The 21,996-nt window shown below is 37.8% G+C and carries 22 protein-coding genes; 9 read left to right on the top strand and 13 right to left on the bottom strand.

The features are described 5' to 3' along the window. Position 1 precedes the first annotated feature (1 nt). The 5 genes from JM83_RS09825 to murI all read left to right on the top strand — a co-directional run bounded on the left by JM83_RS09825 (position 2) and on the right by murI (position 5,649). On the top strand, positions 2 to 739 hold the full coding sequence (locus tag JM83_RS09825) for an isoprenyl transferase (protein ID WP_144961680.1): 738 nt from the start codon (positions 2 to 4) through the stop codon (positions 737 to 739). After that, on the top strand, positions 672 to 3,383 hold the full coding sequence (gene bamA / locus JM83_RS09820) for an outer membrane protein assembly factor BamA (RefSeq protein WP_144961678.1): 2,712 nt from the start codon (positions 672 to 674) through the stop codon (positions 3,381 to 3,383). The genes JM83_RS09825 and bamA overlap by 68 nt, the downstream gene beginning before the upstream one ends. A gap of 31 nt (positions 3,384 to 3,414) precedes the next feature. Then, positions 3,415 to 4,239, top strand: coding sequence for an OmpH family outer membrane protein (locus tag JM83_RS09815; RefSeq protein ID WP_144961676.1), 825 nt, complete (start codon positions 3,415 to 3,417; stop codon positions 4,237 to 4,239). A gap of 44 nt (positions 4,240 to 4,283) precedes the next feature. Next, entirely contained in the window at positions 4,284 to 4,793 is a 510-nt protein-coding gene (locus JM83_RS09810) for an OmpH family outer membrane protein (protein ID WP_010228043.1), read from the top strand. 64 nt (positions 4,794 to 4,857) lie between these two features. Beyond that, entirely contained in the window at positions 4,858 to 5,649 is a 792-nt protein-coding gene (murI, locus tag JM83_RS09805; RefSeq protein WP_144961674.1) for a glutamate racemase, read from the top strand. Here the strand turns inward: murI and JM83_RS09800 are convergent. Beyond that, positions 5,646 to 6,644: a type IX secretion system membrane protein PorP/SprF gene (locus JM83_RS09800; RefSeq protein ID WP_144961672.1), complete on the bottom strand. Its 999-nt coding sequence runs from the start codon at positions 6,642 to 6,644 to the stop codon at positions 5,646 to 5,648. The two genes, murI and JM83_RS09800, sit on opposite strands and share 4 nt — an antisense overlap. A gap of 152 nt (positions 6,645 to 6,796) precedes the next feature. Here JM83_RS09800 and JM83_RS09795 point away from each other — a divergent pair, with 152 nt between their 5' ends. The 4 genes from JM83_RS09795 to JM83_RS09780 all read left to right on the top strand — a co-directional run bounded on the left by JM83_RS09795 (position 6,797) and on the right by JM83_RS09780 (position 11,419). After that, the gene (locus JM83_RS09795) at positions 6,797 to 7,720 is read left to right on the top strand and encodes a NifU family protein (RefSeq protein ID WP_144961670.1); all 924 of its coding nucleotides are present in this window, start codon (positions 6,797 to 6,799) and stop codon (positions 7,718 to 7,720) included. Positions 7,721 to 7,834: 114 nt separating this feature from the next. Then, entirely contained in the window at positions 7,835 to 8,035 is a 201-nt protein-coding gene (locus JM83_RS09790; RefSeq protein ID WP_144961668.1) for a dodecin family protein, read from the top strand. A gap of 411 nt (positions 8,036 to 8,446) precedes the next feature. Beyond that, positions 8,447 to 10,477: a thioredoxin domain-containing protein gene (locus tag JM83_RS09785; RefSeq protein WP_144961666.1), complete on the top strand. Its 2,031-nt coding sequence runs from the start codon at positions 8,447 to 8,449 to the stop codon at positions 10,475 to 10,477. 75 nt (positions 10,478 to 10,552) lie between these two features. Then, positions 10,553 to 11,419 carry a mechanosensitive ion channel family protein gene (locus JM83_RS09780; protein WP_144961664.1) on the top strand — a complete coding sequence of 289 codons (867 nt, stop codon included), beginning with the start codon at positions 10,553 to 10,555 and terminating at the stop codon, positions 11,417 to 11,419. A 2-nt stretch (positions 11,420 to 11,421) separates the two neighbouring features. Here JM83_RS09780 and tsaB read toward each other — a convergent pair whose 3' ends face one another. From tsaB to JM83_RS09720, 12 genes are all read right to left on the bottom strand, one after another. Beyond that, positions 11,422 to 12,078 carry a tRNA (adenosine(37)-N6)-threonylcarbamoyltransferase complex dimerization subunit type 1 TsaB gene (tsaB, locus tag JM83_RS09775; RefSeq protein WP_144961662.1) on the bottom strand — a complete coding sequence of 219 codons (657 nt, stop codon included), beginning with the start codon at positions 12,076 to 12,078 and terminating at the stop codon, positions 11,422 to 11,424. 12 nt (positions 12,079 to 12,090) lie between these two features. Continuing rightward, positions 12,091 to 13,374 carry an efflux RND transporter periplasmic adaptor subunit gene (locus JM83_RS09770; RefSeq protein ID WP_144961660.1) on the bottom strand — a complete coding sequence of 428 codons (1,284 nt, stop codon included), beginning with the start codon at positions 13,372 to 13,374 and terminating at the stop codon, positions 12,091 to 12,093. A gap of 3 nt (positions 13,375 to 13,377) precedes the next feature. Further along, positions 13,378 to 14,709: a TolC family protein gene (locus JM83_RS09765; RefSeq protein WP_144961658.1), complete on the bottom strand. Its 1,332-nt coding sequence runs from the start codon at positions 14,707 to 14,709 to the stop codon at positions 13,378 to 13,380. A gap of 59 nt (positions 14,710 to 14,768) precedes the next feature. After that, entirely contained in the window at positions 14,769 to 15,887 is a 1,119-nt protein-coding gene (locus JM83_RS09760; protein ID WP_144961656.1) for an efflux RND transporter periplasmic adaptor subunit, read from the bottom strand. 27 nt (positions 15,888 to 15,914) lie between these two features. Next, positions 15,915 to 17,177, bottom strand: a complete 1,263-nt coding sequence (locus tag JM83_RS09755; protein WP_144961654.1) for an ABC transporter permease — start codon at positions 17,175 to 17,177, stop codon at positions 15,915 to 15,917. A gap of 1 nt (position 17,178) precedes the next feature. Continuing rightward, positions 17,179 to 18,426, bottom strand: coding sequence for an ABC transporter permease (locus JM83_RS09750; RefSeq protein ID WP_144961652.1), 1,248 nt, complete (start codon positions 18,424 to 18,426; stop codon positions 17,179 to 17,181). Next, complete coding sequence (locus JM83_RS09745) at positions 18,419 to 19,120, bottom strand: ABC transporter ATP-binding protein (RefSeq protein ID WP_144961650.1); 702 nt, start codon at positions 19,118 to 19,120, stop codon at positions 18,419 to 18,421. The genes JM83_RS09750 and JM83_RS09745 overlap by 8 nt, the downstream gene beginning before the upstream one ends. A 133-nt stretch (positions 19,121 to 19,253) precedes the next feature. After that, positions 19,254 to 19,481 (bottom strand): hypothetical protein, encoded by a 228-nt coding sequence (locus JM83_RS09740; RefSeq protein ID WP_144961648.1) that lies wholly within the window; start codon positions 19,479 to 19,481, stop codon positions 19,254 to 19,256. 52 nt (positions 19,482 to 19,533) lie between these two features. Beyond that, a complete protein-coding gene (locus JM83_RS09735) occupies positions 19,534 to 20,067 on the bottom strand; it encodes a DUF420 domain-containing protein (RefSeq protein WP_144961646.1) in 534 nt (177 codons plus the stop codon). 1 nt (position 20,068) lies between these two features. After that, positions 20,069 to 20,794 carry an SCO family protein gene (locus tag JM83_RS09730; protein ID WP_144961644.1) on the bottom strand — a complete coding sequence of 242 codons (726 nt, stop codon included), beginning with the start codon at positions 20,792 to 20,794 and terminating at the stop codon, positions 20,069 to 20,071. A gap of 69 nt (positions 20,795 to 20,863) precedes the next feature. Continuing rightward, on the bottom strand, positions 20,864 to 21,532 hold the full coding sequence (locus JM83_RS09725; RefSeq protein WP_144961642.1) for a hypothetical protein: 669 nt from the start codon (positions 21,530 to 21,532) through the stop codon (positions 20,864 to 20,866). A gap of 96 nt (positions 21,533 to 21,628) precedes the next feature. After that, the gene (locus tag JM83_RS09720) at positions 21,629 to 21,991 is read right to left on the bottom strand and encodes a cytochrome C oxidase subunit IV family protein (protein WP_144961640.1); all 363 of its coding nucleotides are present in this window, start codon (positions 21,989 to 21,991) and stop codon (positions 21,629 to 21,631) included. Positions 21,992 to 21,996: the final 5 nt, after the last annotated feature.

Below are 21,996 nucleotides of genomic sequence, written 5' to 3'. Positions count from 1 at the left end.
CATGTTCAAAGAAAAAATCAACCTAGAAAGCTTACCCAAACACATCTCCATTATTATGGATGGAAACGGTAGATGGGCCAAACAAAAAGGATTTTTACGTGCCTTGGGACATGAAGAAGGCACTAAAGCCGTTCGTGATGTCGTGGAAGGTTCTGCCGAGTTAGGTGTCCAAAACCTCACTTTATATGCTTTTTCTACTGAAAATTGGAACCGGCCAAAATTGGAAGTAGATACCTTAATGCGATTATTGGTCACTTCCCTTAAAAAAGAAATAAAAACACTAACCAAGAACAATATTAAGTTAAATGCGATAGGCAATCTAGACACCCTACCTAAAAAAGCGCAAAAAGAACTTGCCGAAGTTATAGGGAAGACGAAAGACAACAAAAGAATGACTTTAACTTTAGCTTTAAGCTATGGTTCTAGGGAAGAATTGATTCATGCAGTCAAAGATATTAGCCAAAAAGTAAAAAATGACGAATTATCTTTAGATGCTATTGATGAATCAATTATAAATCAGCATCTTTACACCCAAAATTTACCAGACGTGGATTTGCTTATCCGGACGAGTGGCGAACAACGAATAAGCAACTTTTTGTTATGGCAAATAGCATACGCAGAATTATATTTTAGCACGATTCTATGGCCAGATTTTCGTAGGGAAGATTTATATGAGGCCATTTATAATTATCAAACGAGAGAACGAAGATTTGGAAAAACCAGTGAGCAGATTAGTTAATAAAAAGATGTCAAAAAAGTTTTTAAGCCTTTTGGCATTTTGTTTTTTGTATACCCTAACATTTAAGGCACAAGATCTACCACTTGGTGGAGGAAGTAAATATACAATAGGAAAGATAGAGGTTACAGGTACAGTAAGTTATAACGAACAAACTGTAATAGCCTATACCGGTTTAAAATCTGGTGACGAAATATTTATTCCGGGAGATAAATTAAGTAAGGTTATAAAGAAACTTTGGGACCTTGGCCTTTTTAGCGACATTAATTTTTACGTAACCAATATAGATGGAAATGTAGCAGATCTTGAACTTGAAATTCAAGAAGTTCCAGAATTGGCAGAGGTGAGAATTCAAGGAGTTAAAAAGAAAACTGCTCAAGAAGAACTTATAAAGGAAAATTCCTTGACACCGGGCTCAAAGGTTACAGAAAACCTTACAACCACTACCAAGAACTACATAGAGAACAAATATAAAAAAGAGGGATACTTTAATACAAAGGTTGCTATAAATACTACCCCAGTGGTCGATACTACGGGTGCCAGCAAGGTGAACATGGTGGTAAATGTAGATCGTGGGGAAAAGGTAAAAGTGAACGATATAGAGTTTATTGGAAATGAAGAGTTGAGCGATGCTAAACTTAAAGGCGCCATGGGCAATACTAAAGAAAAGAATTTCTTTAGGGTTTGGAAACGATCTAAGTTCAATTTCGATGATTTTGAAGCAGATAAAGTTGAAATAGTAAACAAGTACAAGGAAAAAGGATATAGGGATGCACGTATAGTTTCGGATACTTTAATTATAAAAAATCCTAAAACAGTTGCATTGCAACTTCAGGTAGAAGAAGGAAACAAGCATTTTATCGGAAACATAGATTTCGTTGGAAATGTGGTTTATTCAGATGATCTTCTTACCAGAGCTTTAGGGATAAGCAAAGGCGATGTGTACAATGGTGTTCTATTGGAGAAACGCATCTCAGATCAGTCCAAACCAGATTCTCAGGATATAGCTAACCTTTATAAGAACAACGGGTACTTGTTTGCACAAATAAATACGGTGGAAACTAAGGTTTATAATGACACTATAGATTTTGAGATCAGGATCGTGGAAGGGAAGGAAGCTTACTTCAACAAGATAAGTGTTGTTGGAAATACCAAAACCAAAGATCACGTAATATATCGTGAGCTGCGAACCAAACCTGGACAAAAATACAGTCAGGAAAACGTAGTAAGAACTATTAGGGAGATAGGCCAACTTGGATTTTTTGATGCAGAAAATGTTCAACCAAATTTCCAAAATGTAGATCCCAATAGCGGAACGTTGGATATGGAATATGCCGTAACTGAAGCTGGTGCAAGCCAAATAGAGCTGCAGGGTGGATATGGTGGTGGTGGTTTTATAGGAACTTTGGGGCTATCTTTTAACAACTTCTCTCTTGCAGGTATTTTTGATAAAGAAGCTTATAAGCCAATCCCAATGGGAGATGGGCAAAAACTGTCTTTAAGAGCTCAAGCAAGTATCTACTACCAAACCTATAGTCTCTCTTTTGTAGAACCATGGCTAGGTGGTAAAAAACCCAAGAGTTTATCTACTTCGTTTTCTTATACCAGACAATTCCTTTATGATCCACAAACTAGAAGAGCAGATAAATCTAGAAGTTTCGATATTTTAGGAGTAAATGTTGGTTTAGCCAAGAGGTTACAATGGCCCGACGATTACTTCACTTTATCTCAAGCAGTAGGATTTCAGAGATACGATCTAAACAATTATAATACAGGCTTGTTTACCTTCGGGGATGGTTTCTCTAATAACCTTACCTACACTTTAGGGCTTAGCCGAAACAGTAAAGGATTAAATCCAATATTTCCAACAGTAGGTTCCGAATTCAATTTTATAGCAAAATTTACACCTCCATACTCTTTATGGAACGGGATAGATTATAATGATCTTGAAAACCAAAGAGAGTTCCAACTAGAAGATGCAGATGGAAATCTTTTGAATTCCGAAGGATTAAGATTAAGACCAGGAGAAACTGCAGTAGGAGATCCTGCTAAAATAGATCAGGAAAAATTCAAATGGCTGGAATTTTACAAAGTAAAATTTGATGCTGCTTGGTATACAACTATATTTAACCTAGGACCAAAAGGCCCTCTTGTTTTAAAAACCGCTGCAGAATATGGTTTCCTAGGAGCTTACAACAACGATCGCGGGATTCCGCCTTTTGAGCGTTTTTACTTGGGAGGTGATGGATTGGGATTATATAGTTTAGATGGAAGGGAAAGCATCGCTTTAAGAGGATATCCAAACCAATCTTTAGTGCCTTTGGACAGAACAAGTTTTAGTCAAGCTACCAATCAAGATGGGGCGGTGATCTACAATAAATATTCTTTGGAATTAAGATACCCTATAACATTAAAACCTGCTGCTTCTATTTATGCATTAATGTTTTTAGAAGGTGGAGCATCCTATGACAATTTTAGGGACTTCAATCCGTTCCAATTAAACAGGTCAGCAGGTGCCGGATTGAGAATATTTATGCCCCAATTTGGATTGCTTGGAATTGACTTTGGATACGGTTTTGATCCTATCCCTGGAGGAACATCACCAAATGGTTGGGAAACTCACTTTATAATCGGGCAGCAATTCTAGGTTTGGCACGATTATTTCTAATAGCAACACTATGAAACGTCAAGTTTTTGTTCTACTAGTTTTTTTAGCAGGTTTGCAGCCATTGGTGCAGGCGCAGAAACCTAATAGGATCGCTTATATAGATATGGAATTCATCTTGGCAAATGTTCCTGAATATAAAGAAGCATCGACTCAATTGGAAGAACGAGTGCAGCAGTGGAAAATGGAGTTGGAGAGGGATCTTAAAAAAGTAGAAACAATGAAAATTGCCCTGGAACAAGAGGGGCCTTTATTAACAAAGGAACTTATTGAAGAAAGGGAAGCAACAATCGCTTTTGAAGAATCCAAAATTGCCGAATATCAACAAAAACGTTTTGGTTCCAATGGGGATTTTTTAATTCAGAAGAAGCAATTGATAAAACCAATTCAGGATCAGGTTTTTAATGCGGTCCAGGAAATTGGAACGCAAAGGAATTATGACTATATTTTTGATAGGACATCTAATGTGGGAATGGTTTTTTCAGCAGAGAAACATAACATAAGCGATCAGGTTTTAAGAATTATTACAAGAGCCTCCAAAAGAGAACAGTTAAGTTCCAGGGGTGAGATCGCAAAAATGGAGATCGAAGAGAATCAAACTGTCGAAGAAGATAAAGAGATCGCTGAAAAGCAACAAGCGGTCCAAGAAGTGAAGGATGAAAGAGAAGCTCTTTTGGAAGCAAGAAAGCAAGAAAAAGATTCTATTAGGGCTGTAAAGCAAAGGGAATTCGACGAAAGAAGAGCGAGAATATTAGCAGAACGTCAACGCAAAAAAGACTCGATAGATGCTGTTAGAAAGCAAAAGATCGAAGAAAAAGAAAATAAAGATAACGATTAACAAATAACGCAAACCATTAACACTTAACAATTAATACTTTAAAAATGAAACAATTTAGAACCCTTTTTATAGCAGTAGCTTTAATGATTGGAGCAACAGCTTTTACAAACGCACAATCCAAAGTTGCTCACATTGCCTCACAAGAATTGGTTGAAACCATGCCGTCTTATAAAGAAGCTATGGGACAATTGGAAAAATTGCAAAAAACCTACGATGCAGAGATCAGGGATATGATGACCGAAGCTCAAAAAACAATGCAACGTTACGAATCTGAAGCTGCTACCAAAACAGATGAAGAAAATGCAAAAAGAGCTCAAGAACTACAAGGAACTCAAAGAAGGATTCAAGAGCACGGACAAAAAGCACAACAAGATCTTCAGAAAAAAGAACTTGATCTTTTAAAGCCGGTTTACGAAAAGGCTCGTGTTGCAATCCAAAAAGTTGCAAGAGCAAAAGGATACGATTACGTTTTGGACTCTTCTAACGGAGCTGGAGTGATCATGGCAGATGGTTATAATTTAATGCCAGATGTAAAGAAAGAATTGGGAATGTAATATTTTCCAAATAATATTTCATAAAACTGCGCTTCCTTGAAGCGCAGTTTTTACTTTTGTACCAATGAGCAATTCTAAACCCATTGGTTTTTTTGATTCTGGCGTAGGCGGCACTTCCATTTGGAAGGAAGTAATGCAGCTATTGCCAAGAGAAAACAGCATCTATCTATCTGATAGTAAAAATGCTCCGTATGGTGAAAAACCAATCGAGGAAATTATAGCGTTAAGTAAGAAGAACACTGAAAAGCTAATAGCAATGGGTTGTAAAATTATTGTGGTGGCATGCAATACGGCCACTACCAATGCTATACGAATATTAAGAGACACCTACCCACTTCCTATTATTGGAATAGAACCGGCAATTAAGCCGGCAGCACTTAACTCCCGAACCAAATCTATTGGCATTCTAGCCACAAAAGGCACCCTTTCCAGCAAGCTGTTCTCCAAGACGTCCGAGCTTTATTCCGAAGACATCAATATTATAGAAGTGGTAGGAAATGGATTGGTACGTCTAATTGAACAAGGAAAGCAAAATTCCGCAGAAATAAAGGAATTATTATTCGAGCTGCTAAAACCCATGTTGGATGCTAAAATAGATTACCTGGTTTTAGGTTGTAGCCATTATCCTTATTTGGTCCCCGTGCTAAAAGAGATCTTGCCAGCAGAGGTGACCATTATAGATTCTGGGGAAGCTGTAGCGAGGCAAACCAAAAAAGTCCTTTTAGAACACGAGCTAATGAATAATGAGGACCACAAGCCTAAGCATTTGCTTTTCAGCAATGCAGACTCCAAAGTATTGGCAAAATTAGTAGCAGCTGAGGAAAACAACCTAGAAGTTTCTTACCTGGATTTTTAATTGATCGCCGGGCATTTACAATCGTATCTTCCTCTATCTTCTCCAAAATTATATCCTAAGGTGATTTGATGGAACCCATTGTTACTTAAAACGATGGAGTTTATTTGATGCGAATACGTATAGGCGAAAAGAAACCTTTTATATTCCAATCCAATAAACGGAGTTACATATTGCAATTGCTGATTTTTGATCTTTGTACCGTCTGTGGTATATTCGGCGCCTTCAAAACTCCTTCTATAGGATATGCCGCCCCAAAGCTCTCCAAATTCCAAAGTTCTATAAGCCTTTAGGTTTGCATCCAAAGATTTTTCTGAAGTTTGCTCCCGTAACTGAAACAAGATAGAGGGCTCAAAACTCCAATCGCTATTTGCTCTTGCAAAAACATAACCCGTGGAAAACAAATATTTACGCTGATTATTGGGCACCGCAGCTGAATAGAACAATTCCCTCCTTACGGGAAGTATGTTTTTTACCGTAGCATGTGCAAAAAAATCCAAATAATAATAGGACATTCCAACATCCATATTTCCATAGATATCCGATGGGTTCGCACCCCCAATCAAGGGATCAAAAGCTGTAAACCCAGATTGATCCAAACTATGCTGTATAACGCCTAGGCTTATCCCAAATGAAAACTGGTTGAGGTCCAGCTCACTTCTAGAAAGCAATAAATGATAGGCAAACGTAGCATAAATACCTTGTTTAGAATAGTTCCCATTTTTATCGTTAAAAACAATCCCTCCAACTCCTATTTTTTCCCCCAGTCGCCCATTAACGCTTAGTGTTTGTAAACTCGGTGCATCTTTAACGTCAAACCACTGTTGTCTTGCGGTAAGCCTAATTTTATTGAAGTTCGCGGCACCTGCCATCGAGGGATGCAATAAATATAGATTGTCCGTTAAATAATCAGAATAGGTAGGGATCACCTCTTGCGCTTCAGCAATAGAAGAGATTATTAAACAGAATAATAAACTAATGGAAAAATACAGTTTCATTAAATGACAAATAATTTGCAAAGCACCCAAGCACTTTTAAAATTCAGAATAAATCCAATATAAGGTAAGATTATCTACTCAACCAGAATAACAATTGTAAATATATAGATTACCGCACATTGTTTTAGTAATTTTGCAACAAAATATTGAAGATGAACACATATACCATAAATATAGAACCTACGTCCAATCCGGCGATTGTAAAATTTGAAACAAATCAGTTTTTGACCAGGCATGAAAGTTTCGAGTTTGGAAATATAGAAGAAGCCAAAAAATCCCCATTGGCACAGCAATTATTCCATTTGCCATTTGTGAAAACCGTTTTTATATCTCAAAACTTTATAGCTATAGAAAAGTATAATATAATAGAATGGGCAGATGTACAAGAAGAGGTTTCAGGACAATTGTTGGAATATTTAAACAATGATGGAATTATCATAAAAGCCGATGATGACACTGCCACACCTTCTAAAAAAGTGCCAGTTACCGTCTATGCCGAAACGACTCCCAACCCTTCTGTGTTGAAATTTGTTGCCAATAAAAAATTGGTGATCTCTGCAGCAGAATTCAAAAATATAGATGCTACCGCAGATGCTCCCTTAGCGCAGGCCTTGTTCAACTTTCCTTTTGTAAAGGAGATTTTTATCGATGAGAACTATATTTCCATTAATAAATACGATATCGCAAACTGGGATGAGATTGCAATGGAACTGCGTGAATTTATCACTAAATATATCCAGGACGGGAAAGACATCGTTTTAAAGGAAACCCTTGAAAAGGAACCTGGAGATAAAGATGTTGCTTCAACTGAAGCTAAAAAGCTGGAAAATTTAGACCCTGTTTCCACCCAGGTTATCGAGATCTTGGAAGAATATATAAAACCCGCAGTGGCCAGTGATGGTGGAAATATTATTTTCGACTCTTATAATGAAGAAACCAAAACAGTAAAAGTGATTTTACAAGGTGCTTGTAGTGGTTGTCCTTCATCTACCGCCACCTTAAAAAACGGGATCGAAACCATGATGCGGGATATGCTACAAGGAAAAGTAGAAACCGTAGAAGCCATAAACGGATAGTCCTTATAAACCAAATACTTAGGATTGGCCATTTAACAAAGCTTTATAAACAAGGCCTTTATAATTTAGTACCTTAGATAGGTAATTAATAATAACCCATTTAAAAAAAATATTATGCCAGTAATTAAAGTGATCGAAGTAATGGCAACCTCTAGTAAAGGTTGGGAAGATGCCGCTAAAAATGCAGTAATGCATGCGGCAAAAACAGTAAAAAACATCAAATCTGTTTACATAAAAGACCAAAGTGCACGAGTGCAAGGTGAGAATTTAACCGAGTATCGAGTAAACGTGAAAATTTCCTTTGAAGTGAGTTAAATTTTTCTTCAGAAGGAATGCTAGAGCTAATAACATGTAATTTTAATGGTCTTCCTAGACTTGAAATACTTGTTATTGGCTTTTTTGTTTTAAATGATTCTTTTGTTTCCTTATATTATTATTGTATATCCGTAAAGTGTCATAAACTGAAAAAGTACGTCATTCTGTTCCGATAGCTATCGGAATTGTTTCAGAATATCAGGACACCAAGAATCAGTACAATAAATTGAGACCCTGAAATAAATTCAGGGTGACGATGCGGAATTATCGTCATGCTGAACTTGTTTCAGCATCTCATAAGCTTATATGAAAAGGACGTCAATTCCCTACGCTAGATAAATTTTTTTATCACAGGTCTCAGGGTGACGAAAGAACTGTACAACCAAAATCATACAACCAGTATTATTATTTATGAAACCTGAAAAACACACAAATTCCCTGATCCACGAAAGCAGCCCGTACCTTTTACAGCATGCTCACAACCCTGTAGACTGGCATTCTTGGGGGGCTGATATCCTGGACAAAGCCATGGCAGATAATAAACTGATTATTATTAGTGTGGGCTATGCGGCTTGCCATTGGTGCCATGTAATGGAACATGAAAGCTTTGAGGATGAAGACGTGGCAGAGATCATGAACACTCATTATTATAATATAAAAGTAGACCGGGAAGAGCGCCCGGATATAGATATGGTATATATGAGCGCTATCCAGTTAATGACCGGGAGCGGCGGATGGCCCATGAATATCGTGGCCTTGCCAGATGGTAGACCGGTTTGGGGCGGCACCTATTTTAAAAAAGAAGCTTGGAAGAACTCGCTATTACAAATTGCGAAGCTCCATAAAGAAAATCCTGAAAAATTACATGAACATGCCGATAAACTAAGTGAGGGACTTAAAAATATACAGTTGATTCCAAGCTCGCAATCTGAAAATGATATTGACCTCGATCTTATTATTGAAAAATTAGAAAAGAATTTCGATTGGAACTACGGAGGAACCAAACAAGCTCCCAAATTTGTGATCCCCTCTAATTTTGAATTTTTACTGAAGTATTCCCAACTTTACAATAAGGAAAAAATTGAAGATTTTGTAAAGCTGAGTCTGACCAAGATTTCCTTTGGCGGCATCTACGATCATATTGAAGGCGGTTTTTCAAGATATGCTGTAGACGAAAAATGGCATATTCCACACTTCGAGAAAATGTTGTACGACAACGCCCAAATGGTGGGTTTATACAGCAAGGCGTATGCAGCAACTAATAATGAATGGTTTCGAGAAGTGGTAGAACAAACCTTGGAATTTGTAAAAAACAATCTTACCACCAAGGAAGGTTCTTTTTACTCTTCGCTAGATGCAGACAGCATCAACAAAAATGGCAAACTTAAAGAAGGGGCCTTTTATACATGGCAAATTGATGAATTGAAAGAATTTCTAAAGGAAGAGTTCCCCCTTTTCAAGGAATACTACAACGTGAATTCTTATGGGAAATGGGAAAACAATGAATATGTCTTAATTCGAACCGAAGAAGATTCAACATTTTTAAATAAACATCAACTGGGTTCAGAAGATTTCAGGAAAATGAAAGCACGTTGGTCCACAACGCTTTCTTCTGAAAGAAACAAAAGAAAAAAACCAAGATTGGACGATAAGCAATTGACCTCTTGGAACGCCTTGATGCTCTCTGGTTATGTCGATGCTTATAAGGTTTTCAGAAAAGAAGAATATTTAATCGCGGCCCTCAAAAATGCATCTTTTATCCAGCAGTACCTATACAAGACTGAAGGAAATCTTCATCGCTCATTTAAAAATGGAATAAGTTCCATTAATGGCTATTTGGAAGACTATGCTTTTACAATTGAAGCCTTCATCAAATTATATGAAGTCACCTTTGATTTTCGATGGCTTGTTTTCTCAAAAAAACTAATGGATTATGGTATCCAAAATTTTCATGATTCTAAGTCGGGACTGTTTTATTTTACTTCAAAGAAGGACCAGCCACTTATTACCAGAAGCTATGAGCTTTCAGACAATGTAATTCCTGCCTCTAATTCTGTAATGGCCCAAAACCTGTTCAAACTCTCTAAATATTTTGCGGAGGAAAATTTCTATAGAATTTCAGAAAAAATGATAAATGCGGTAGCTCCTCAGCTTAAAGATTATCCACAAGGATATTCCAACTGGTTAAACCTTAAATTGAATTTTACCCATGGTTTTTATGAAGTTGTGATCATGGGGACCAATGCAAAAAAATTGTTAGAGGAACTCAACACGTATTATCTTCCCAATGTGCTACTCGCAGGTTCAAAAATGGAGAGCTCTAATTCCCCCCTTTTTAAGCATCGGTTCAAAGAAGGGCAAGACCTTATTTACGTGTGTACCAACGGAGCCTGCCAGCTTCCTGTGAAAACAATAAATTCAGCTTTAGGGTTAATAAAATAGATTTAACAATACTTAAACAGCAAAAATTATCTATCCCGCAATAAATACCTTTTTTTTGCAAAAAATTAAAATTACATGAAATACTTGGACAACTGGGAATCTATAGCAAAAGAATATGCCGATAAATTTATCGATTTTTTACCGAGTCTGGTTTTTGCTATATTCTTACTGGTATTTGGGCTTTGGATAATCAATCTTATAGTTGGGTATATTAGAAAATATTTTGATAAGGCAGATTTTGACGAAACGCTTGAAAACTTTATAGTTAGTCTCACCAATTGGACACTTAAAATTTTACTTTTTGTTGTAGTGATCACAAAACTGGGGGTAGAAACCACTTCTTTGGTTGCAATTATAGGTGCCGCTGGACTTGCTGTTGGATTAGCTCTTCAAGGTTCTCTTTCTAATTTTGCAGGAGGTGTCCTCATAATCGCTTTAAAACCCTTTAAAGTTGGAGATTTTATCGAGGCACAAGGTGTTTCTGGAACAGTGAAGGAAACCACTTTATTCTATACTAAATTAACCACTTTTGGGAATCAGTTGGCTGTAATCCCAAATGGGCAGCTTACCAATGATAATATTATAAATTATACCGTTGAAGGAAAGAGAAAAGATGCAATTACTATTGGTATCTCTTACGATAGCGATATTAAGTTGGCTAAAGACATTCTTGTAAATCTTATGGCAGAGCAAGAGAAAATATTTAAAGAGCCGGCGCCTCAAGTTGTAGTTACCGAGCTTGCGGATAGTGCTGTAAACCTATCCCTACGTTTTTGGGCATTCAATGAAGATTTTTGGGATTGTCACTGGTATACGATTGAAGAAGCAAAAACGAGATTGGAAGCAGCTGGAGTAGGAATTCCGTTCCCACAAAGAGATGTGCATTTCTATAATCATTCAGATAAAAAAGAAAAAGGAGAAGAAGAAGAAGGAGCAAGCTAAAACTATCCCAGCATAAAATCTTTTAAGTAAAAAGGCTCAAAATAAGCGACATCCTCAAAGTCGCTTTTTTTGTGCTTTATAGTTGCGAGTTTCACCATTTGAGCAGCAGATGGCAACTTGTTTTTTATAAACCGAGCATTGGGATGCTCACAAATGTTCTGGAATTTTTCTACACCGCTTCCTATAAAATAAACCAGTTGTGCATCTAGGTATTCCTTATAAGATTCTGCATCTAAAATTTTTGCCGAAGTCTCTTCAATTTGATTTCGATCCTTGTCGAATACAGCAGTATAAACTTCCATGCGCCTGGCGTCCATCATGGGAATGGCTACAACGTCATCTTCCACTTGCATGGCTAAAGACGTAAGTGTGGGCACAGAGATTAATGGGAGATCCAAGGAGAAACACAAGCCTTTGGCAGCAGATACCCCAATTCGAAGACCGGTGTATGACCCCGGGCCCTTGCTTACAGCAATAGCATCAATATCTGAGAGTTCCAGGCCATTTTCGGCAACTATTTCTTTTATAAAATTATGGAGCCTTTCCGCATGGGAATAGTTGGAATCGTAATCTTCTTTTAAGGCAAGTAATTTCCCGTTCACACCAATTGCTACAGAGCAATTGGTGGAGGCGGTTTCAATACAAAGTATAGTATGCAATTGTTTTGTTATTTATTCTGTGGGCTTCTTCTCCTCTTTAAGCAAAGTCACTTCATCACCAGATTTTAAAGACTTTGTAACGGTGTTGTAAGGCCCTGTTATCACTACTTCTCCTGGTTCAAGACCTGAAATAATTTCGATATTTCTATCGTCTTGAATTCCAGTCTTCACAACGCGCAATTTAGCCTTATCTCCTTCTTTAACAAAGACAGTTTCAAATTTTTCGTCTTTATTTTCTTTTGAGTCGTCTTTTTTTACTGAAGATTTTTTGGTGGTGGTAGTATCGTTTTTAATTACAATTGCGCTAATAGGCACCCCAATAACATTGCTTTTTCTACGTGTAATAATGTCTACTGTGGCAGTCATCCCCGGTCTAAAAGGAGAATAATTTTCCTTTTTTCCTTCCAAGAGATCTTGGTAAGAAGATTCAAGAATACGAACTTTAACCTTAAAGTTTGTTACCTGATCTGCTGTTAAACCTTGAATTGCAGAGTTGGAAATTTCTGTAACCACGCCTTTGAATTCCCTTTTCAGGTAAGCATCTACCTCTACTTGAGTGCTATCCCCTACAGAAACCTTTACAATATCGTTCTCGTTTACATCTACCTCAACTTCCATTTTGGAAAGATTGGCCACACGCATAATTTCGGTTCCTGCCATTTGTTGCGTTCCCACAACACGTTCCCCTAACTCTACGTCTAGCTTAGAGATGGTTCCGCGCATTGGTGCATAAATGGTGGTTCTTGCCAAGTTATCTGTAGCTTCGGTAACCGTTGCCGCGGCACTTTGCATGCTATAATAACTCGCGTTTTTGGAAGCTTCGGACCGCTCGTAAGCCGCAACAATCTGATCCCATTCTGCTTTAGAGATAATCCCTTTATCGAACAAGGTCTTATTTCTCTCGTAATTGGATTTTGCTTCTTTTAAGCTTGCCTCAGATTGCGCATAATTTGCTCTTACATTCTGAAGACCGGCTCTGGAACGCTGTAAATTAGACTGATAAATATCTGGATTAACCCGAACTAAAAGATCTCCCTTTTCCACCATTTGACCTTCAACAATTGGAAGATCTATAATCTCCCCGGACACTTCAGAAGAAAGCTTCACTTCGATCTCTGGCTGAATTTTCCCTGTAGCGGCAACAGTTTCTATAATTTCCAAAGGCTCGATCTTTGTGATCTCTACTTCTTTTAAATTTCCTGAAGCACCAAACCATCCGGCTTTTTTACCCACTACAAGGAGGACTATTAATAAAACTGCAATTACACCAATAATAAGAAGTGTTTTTTTCTTCATGATTTAAAATTTAAGATCGGTTACCGGCATTCCAAAATATAACTCGATCACCTTTAATTTGAATATATAATCGTATTTAGTTCGCAATAATTCTGTTTGTGCATTTTCCAACCTTACTTTGGACTGGCTAAAATCGAAGGCATTGGTAAGCCCCACATCAAAACGCTCTGTCGCATACAAATAAGCCTGATCTTGCGCATCTAATGCTGCTTGTGCCGCTTCGTAAGCTTTCAATGCTCCTTGGGCATCCACATACGCCTGATACACGTTTGCTTCCAAATCCAATGCTGCCTGCTCCAAGCGGTACGCTGCCCGTTCCACGTTTATCATGTTTCGCTTTACTTGATTTCTTGTAGCAAAACCATTTAGGATTGGAATATTAAGCTGAAGTCCATAGGAAGTTCCATCATTTTCATACAATTGCTGCGTAAAATCCCTATTGAAACTATCATTATCGGCATAGCGGGTGTTGTAATTATAGAATGCTGAAAGTGTTGGCAAATAGGCACCTTTAGCAATTTGCACATCTTTTTCCGCGATCGATTTTTGCTCTTCGGCAATTTTAATTTCATATCGCTCTTCCTTCGCCTTTTCAATAAGCTCGTAAGGAGAATTTGCCAAGATCTCATTTCCTACTATTTCATAATCCCTTTCAACAATATCAAAATTCTGATAATCCTTGATCAATAATAATTGCGCAAGGCTAATCAATGATATTTGGATATTGTTTTCGGCAACTATAATTCGTTGTTGCTCGTTTGCAGCCGTTGCCTGAATTTCCAAGAGATCCCCTTTTGGCAAAACGCCAGCATCCACCAAATCCTGGGTCCTGCTCAATTGATCTTTGGTAATGGTATTTTGGGATCTTAAAACTTCTAAATTTTGTTTGTTGAACAAAACCTCCAAATACGAATTGGCCACAAAAAGGGCGATATCATCCTTCATTTTTTCCAAAGAATATTGGTTCGCTAGTTTTGAGATTTTTGCACGCTCCATTTGTCTTAGATTTCTAAGCCCATCAAATAATGTCAAGGATGTGGACGCTCCACCAGAAGCTGAAGTAAATCTTGTGTTCTCGAACCTGTTATTGGTTGGGTTTATACTTAAACCCCCATTACTTGCCAAATTAACATTGGCATTTAAGGAAGGAATAAAATTCCCAATCGCGTCTGAACGTTCTATTTCTGCAACCTCTACATCTAAAGCAGATTGTTTAATAGAGATGTTGTTTTCTAAAGCATAGGCTACGCATTCTTGCAAGCTCCACTTTTTAGTTTGTGCAGTAATACCTGCAGCAATTAAAAACAAGCAAGCGAGTAAAATTGATTTTTTCATAATTAAGGTTGTGAAATATTTGTCTTAGGAAATAGGAAGTTGTTACACAAAAGTTGAGACTAGTTGTTTTTCATGGCTTGAGCTGGTTTCACCTGATTCCAGATCTTGATCTTATCGCTCTCTGAAATTCCGCTTAAAACCTGAACATAGATCCCATCGCTCACCCCCAATTCGATATCCCTCCTTTCGAATTCCTGATCGCCGGTCATCACTTCTACAAATGGTTTTTGTGTTTTGGGATCAAACTGGATCAAGGCTTCCTTAACAGCCAAAGCATCGTCTACTTTAGCTAGAATAATGGAAGCATTTGCGCTAAGGCCCGCTCTTATAAATGTGGTATCCGCTTTGTTCAATGTTCCTTTAATATTGAATTGAATAGCACCATTCTCACTAATCCCTTTTGGTGCTATATAATCCAGGACAGCATCGAATTTTTTGTTCTCTATGGCTCCCACCGTAATTTCCAACGGAAGGTTTTCTTTGATCTTCCCAACTTCGCTTTCATCTACTTTTCCTTCAAAGATCATGTTGTTCACATCTGCCAAGGTGGCCAAGGTAGTCCCGTCATTGAAGTTATTGCTTTCAATAACCTGGTTTCCTTCTTTTACAGGGACATCCAGTACCATTCCATCTATTGTAGACCGAATAAGGGTATTTGCCGAGCTCCCAAGCCCTCTAGTTGTCCCTGTTTTTACAATCTCGTAGTTCTGCTGTGCCGATTTGTAATTCTGAAGCGATCTTTGGTAGGCAACTTGTGCATTGTCCCAATCGTTTGCAGAGATCACCCCTTTATCGAAAAGGGATTTTTGACGGTCGTATAGTTTCTTTTCGGTATCCAAATTGATCTTTGCCGTTGCAACAGCATCCTTTCCACTTTGCAAAGAAGACACATTGGGGATCACCCTGATTTTTGCGATAAGATCGCCAGCCTTTATAGCATCGCCGGCCTCAATATAGATCTCATCTATAATTCCGGAGATGTTTGGTTTTATTAAAACCTCTTCTCTAGGAACAATGCTTCCCGTAGCTACAGTTTTCTTTACAATATCTTGTTTGCTGGGGGTCTCGGTCTCGTAAACCACCGGATCTTCCTGATTTTTTTGAAATAAATAATACAAAGCACCTACGAAGGTGATCGCGATTACTATGAGAATTATTACTGTAACTACTTTTTTCATTTTAATTGGTATTTAATCAAGTTGTTGTTATTCTGTTCTTAAGGCATCTACAGGCTGGATTTTTATAGCGTTTTGTGCCGGTATCAATCCAGCCAATAATCCAGAAATTATTAATATACTAAGGGCTATAAACACCACCCCAAGATTTACACTTGGGTTGGCAAACATCATTTCTGAAGTATCTACGCCATCCAACTGCATATTCACCAGGGCAATCACAGCTGTTGCCAAGGCAATTCCAGACATCCCGGAGATAATGGTTAAAAAGATGGATTCCATTAATATTTGGCCTCTAATATCCCAAGGGGTTGCTCCCAGTGCGCGACGAACCCCAATTTCATTGGTGCGCTCTTTTACCACAATAAGCATGATATTGGAAATCCCAATAATTCCTGAAAGCAACACCAAAATCCCTACAAAATAGGCCACCGCCTTCAAAGCAACGAACAAACCATTTACCTTGCTGAATTCCTGGTAAAGATCAAAATTCCCAATTGCCCTGTCATCTTCAGGATGCAAGGAATGTCTGGATTTAATAACATCAAACACCTCAGATTTCAAATTGGTTATCGAAGAACCGTCTTCAGCAGTAATAGCCATCCAACCTACAGTTTCTCCCATATTAAAGGCTTGGGAAAAAGCTGTAAAAGGAACAAAGATTTGTTTTTGGGCTTCTTCCGGATTCCCATTGTTCCCTTTCTTTTTATAGGTGCCAATCACCATAAAATTCACCCCGTTGATCTTGATATAAGAACCTATAACTTCTTCTACGGGATCATACATATCTTTAATTACACCCGCTCCCAATATCGCCACTTTCCTATTCTGCTCGATATCCGAGTAGTTCACGAACCTTCCGGAAGTAATATCCATGGGTTCTTGCTTTATCACCTCTGGGTAATCCCCATACACATTGAAAGCTCCGGTTTTAAGGCCACGCACCACATTGTTTGCACCTCCAAATCCACCTAATTGATTCCTGGGAGAAACATATTTTAGATTGGGAACATTTTGTTTGATAGCTTCTACATCACTTATCTTAAAATTATAACGACGTCCCTTTGGCAAGCCCTTGTATGGTTTAGAGGGAGTTTGTGCCCACATGAACATGGAATTTGTAGCAATGCCCCCAAATCCCTGCTTCACTCCATTCTCCAATCCTTTGCCTGCTGCCAGAAGGATCACCAAAATAAATATCCCCCAAAGCACCCCAAAGGCAGTAAGGACGGTTCTAAACCAGTTCGAGGTCAAAGCCTCTAATATTTCACTCCATTTATCTCTACTAAACATCCTATTCGTCTCTTAAAGCGATTATGGGTTTTATTCTGGCAGCTCTCCAAGCCGGGAAAAACCCAGCCACGGCACCCGCAAACACCAATATAAAAACGGTGGAAAGTGCAACATTAAAATTCACCGATGGATTTGCGATGTAATTGGTCTCTATTAATGGCCCCACAAATTCCAGCAAAGCCAAACTAAAAATAAGGCCGATAAATCCTGCAATGGTCGTCACAAAAATAGATTCGTGAAGGATCATCCCAATAATGCTCAATGGCTGTGCTCCCAGTGCTTTTCTTATTCCAATTTCCCTGGTGCGCTCTTTTACGATAATGAGCATTATATTGCTCACGCCAACTATTCCAGCTATGATGGTACATATACCTACTCCCCAAAAAAAGAATTTTATCATATCCATAAGGTCATAGAACCTTTTGGCATTCCCCAAGGTGTTGTTTATGGTTATTGCCCTGGTATCGTCTGGAGCAACGCTGTGTTTTTCCTTTAAATAGGTATCCAATTCCGCAGAAAATTTTTCCGATTCCGCCAAAGCTTGTTCAAAATTATCCCTTTTATGCAACGTAAAAGCAAGGCTTCTTATATCGTTACCGCCATTAAAAACCCTTTGTGCTGTGGAGATGGGCAAAAACACACGGGACTCTTCCCGCTCTCCTCCCGGATCCGAGAAGACCCCAATTACTTTAAAATTGATTTCGGAAATCTGCACATAGTTCCCAATTGCCTCTTCCCCATTTTTAAATAGATCGTTCTTGACCTTATTTCCAAGAACCACCACTTTTTCCACATTGTGGTTATCCTTATAATTCACAAAACGACCTTCAATCATATCGGCATTTTCCAAGAACTGATAATCTGGCCAAACTCCTTCTACCCTATAATTCCCAGATTCTTTTTTATAGTTCACAATTCCATTCCAAATTCTAAAAACAGAAGATTTATATTCTAGCTGATCTTCGTAATTATTCACGGTCTGGGTATAATCATCATTCTTTAAAGTGATTGCCCTTCCAGGATTCAATCCTTTATATTCTTTTGAAGTAACGCTGGTCCAAACAAACAGCATATTGGATGCATCTTGTTCGAATTCCTTGGAGATGCCATTTCGCATGCCTTCCCCAATTCCTAGGAGGATTACCAATATAAAGATCCCCGAGGCTACCGAAAGTCCGGTTAAAAACGTGCGCAATTTGTTTTTGCTTATCGTTTCAAAGATCTCTTGCCATCTCTCCAGATCAAACATTGCTTAGTGCTCTTACTTGTTCTACTTTAGAATCGTCTATGATCACCCCATCTTTTAGGTTTACTATCCTTTTGGTCATAAGGGAAATATCATGCTCATGCGTTACCACCAAAATAGTCCTGCCTTCGTCGTTGATCCCTTGTATCAATTCCATTACTTCATAAGAAGTTTTGGTGTCCAATGCCCCCGTAGGTTCATCTGCCAATAACACTTTAGGATTGGAGGCTAGAGCCCTGGCAATTGCCACACGCTGTTTTTGACCTCCAGAAAGTTCGTTTGGAAGGTGAGAAGCCCAATCTGCCAATCCTACCTTTTCCAGATAATTCATGGCAATAGCTATGCGCTCTCTGTGCTTTATTCCTTGATAATACAATGGCAATGCCACATTGTCCAAGGCGTTCTTGTAAGATATAAGGTTGAAAGATTGAAATATAAATCCAAGAAATTTATTGCGGTATTGAGCCGCGATCTTTTCATTTAGGTTTTTAATAGGAAGGCCATCCAAGATATACGAACCAGAATCGGCCTCATCCAGTATTCCAAGTATGTTTAGAAGTGTGGATTTCCCAGAACCCGAAGAACCCATGATTGAAACCAATTCTCCTTCTGCAACGTTAAAATTTATCCCTTTTAGAACATGGAGCGAATTATTCCCCATTTTATACGATTTGTGCAAGTCTTTAATTTCAATCATATCTACAGAATTAGAACAAACCTACATAGAACTTTAATGTTCATTTAGGTATATGCATAAGACTAGTATATGGAAGAATTGTTACAGTCTAATTTGTTATGAAACTGTTAAATTTTAACTGAATATTAAGAAACTATGCTGCGGTTTTTTTATTCCGAAGTGATCTGAAGATGAAAAAGCCAATTCCCCCAATAAGAATGTAAGGGAAGATCATTAAATAAACAATCCCATCGTTAATTCCTTTAGCGGCAGCCTCAGAGCCCTCGCTTTCCAATACTGCTCTACACATGGCGCACTGTGCTTCAGCCAATACTGGCATTAAAACGATTAAAAATAATACGATGACTGTTTTAAATTTCATTTTGATTAGTTCAGAATTAATTCAGCAAAATTCTATTATAAATTTAAAAAATTTAATAATATGGCCACATAAAAACATATACCAAAACTCCGGTTACCGCTACATACAACCAAATTGGAAAGGTCCAACGCGCAATTTTAGCGTGCTTATCATATTGTCCACTAAGTCCGCGGTACATAGTAAACAACACTAGAGGGACTATTATTGCCGAAAGTATAATATGTGTAATAAGAACAAAGAAATAGATATAACGCAATATTCCTTCTCCCCCATAAGGCACAGGCTCATTACTGATCTTGGAGATCACATAGCTTACAAGAAATACCGATGATAGCACAAATGCCATGATCATCACATTTCTATGCCATTTGTACTCCTTTATGTTCATTAAAAAGTAACCCACGGTAAGCAACAGTGCCGTACTTCCATTCAATACCGCATGGAAGAATGGAAAGCTTCCAGATTGTGTTCCAAAAATATTATAGCGTTCTGGTAAATACATTAAAACTATAACTACGATAGGGACAAGGATGGAAAGCGCAATGATTACAGGAACAGCAACTCTATCTGTCTTTATATTTGCCATTTCAGAGTAATTTCTTAATGTCTTCTATTAAAATATCTATTTGCGGGACTTCTTCCCCTTCCAAAACAGAGGCTCCACGTTCTATAGATCCTTTGTAATAAATGATAGGGTTTCCAAATTGATCTGCTCGTGAGCGCACATAGCCTTCTCTATCTATCAATGCAAACATCCCTGAATGCGCGAAACCTCCAGGAACTTCCTGATCTTCGTTAGCAAAGATCCCAAAACCTTTGTTTGCCAAGGTATAGATGTCTTCTCTATCCCCAGTTAAAAAATTCCAATTTGGGTTATCTATCCCATATTTTTCTGCATATTGTTTCAATACTTCCGAAGTATCATATTGCGGATCTATAGTAATAGATACGATCCCGAAATCTTTGTTCCCTCCTACTTCCTTTTCCACTTCAAGCAAATTTTTGTTCATAATAGGACAAATGGAAGGACAGGTGGTAAAGAAGAATTCTATCACATATACTTTCCCCAAATAATCTTTATTGGAGATGGTATCGCCATTTTGATTTACGAATTGAAAATCGGGCACTTTTTTATTCTCACCATATAATTCTATATAAGCAAGTTCATGGGACTTGGTAAGTCCTTTCCCAATACTCAATCGGTCATTTTCCACAACCTCCTCATTGGAGATCCTATCTATTATTTTCGGAATAAAGATGATCCCAAAAATCAAGATTATTAATGAGATCCCTATATAAGATTTATTGTTCATCACTTCTTATTTAATCCCTCATTGAGGGTTTAATTCCCCGAGGCTTACCTCGAATTTTAAAAAATATTTCTAGTTCATACCACGTGGGTCTGCACCGACGTTCTTGATTTTTGAATTGTATTTTTTCAATGCCAATCTATATTCTGCCAAGATCACTTTAATATCGTCGTTCATTTTGTTTCCAAGTTCGGATACAGATCTAGAATCGTACCCATAAAGCAATCCTTCTTCTTCGTCGTCCCGTCCCCTCAAATTAGCATCCTTATCTATTATGAACACGTAGGGCGTTTGCAGGTTGTAATCCAGCTCCAAATTTGTTTTAAAGCTTTTGAAAACAGCTGCGATCTCTTCCGGCTCTCCATAGACAAACCTCCAAAAGTTGGAATTGGCGATATTGTTAAACTCTAAAACGAACTGCTGTGCTTGTTTTTTAGCTTCTTTTGGAAGGAGGATCACAAATTGAAAATCATCGAATCCGTAGAACTTTTCCAAGATCTTCTTATCTAAATTGAAGGTGTTTCCTTTTAATGCACCCAAATCTGTTCCGAAGAACGCTACTATACTAATCTTGTTTTGAAAGCTAACGATGGAATCACGATTGTTCTCCAGATTTCGAATGTCCATAACCTTCTCTGTAAGAACTGGAAGTTTAGCGAAATTATTTATTCCGGAAGAAAAGAACAAATAGGCAACTATGGGCAATAGGAACAAAACGCCGAGTACAAAAAATTTCTTCATAAATCCGTGTTGTTACGGGTTACAAAAATAAAAAGACGGTTTTAAATAACCGTCTTTTCTTATGCTTTTAACTTATATTAAACCCTCAATGAGGGATTAAAAATCCCAAGCCACATGGTTGCTTTTAAAAACATCGAAGATATAGTCTCCTTCGGTCAATAAAATAAACATTAGGTAACTTATTAAAAATACCGATGTCCAAATAACTGCTCTACGCAGGCCTTTAGTTTCTCCCTCTAAGTGCATAAATGCCCAAGCAATATAATATGCTTTATAAAGTGTAAGAATTATAAAGATCCAGTTAAGCAATCTCATTGCAAGGAAATGCGTGTCTATTAAAAATTCCGGTCTTACGATCCCCAAGATCACTTCTACAATTGTCACTACGGAAAGCAGTGCGAAAACAAACCAAATTCTTTTGGTATTGGACTCGTGTTGATGTGTAGTACTATGTGCCATTTTTA

This window comes from Gillisia sp. Hel_I_86 (assembly GCF_007827275.1).
Taxonomy (GTDB): domain Bacteria; phylum Bacteroidota; class Bacteroidia; order Flavobacteriales; family Flavobacteriaceae; genus Gillisia.
This window is presented reverse-complemented; position numbering and strand designations above follow the sequence as displayed.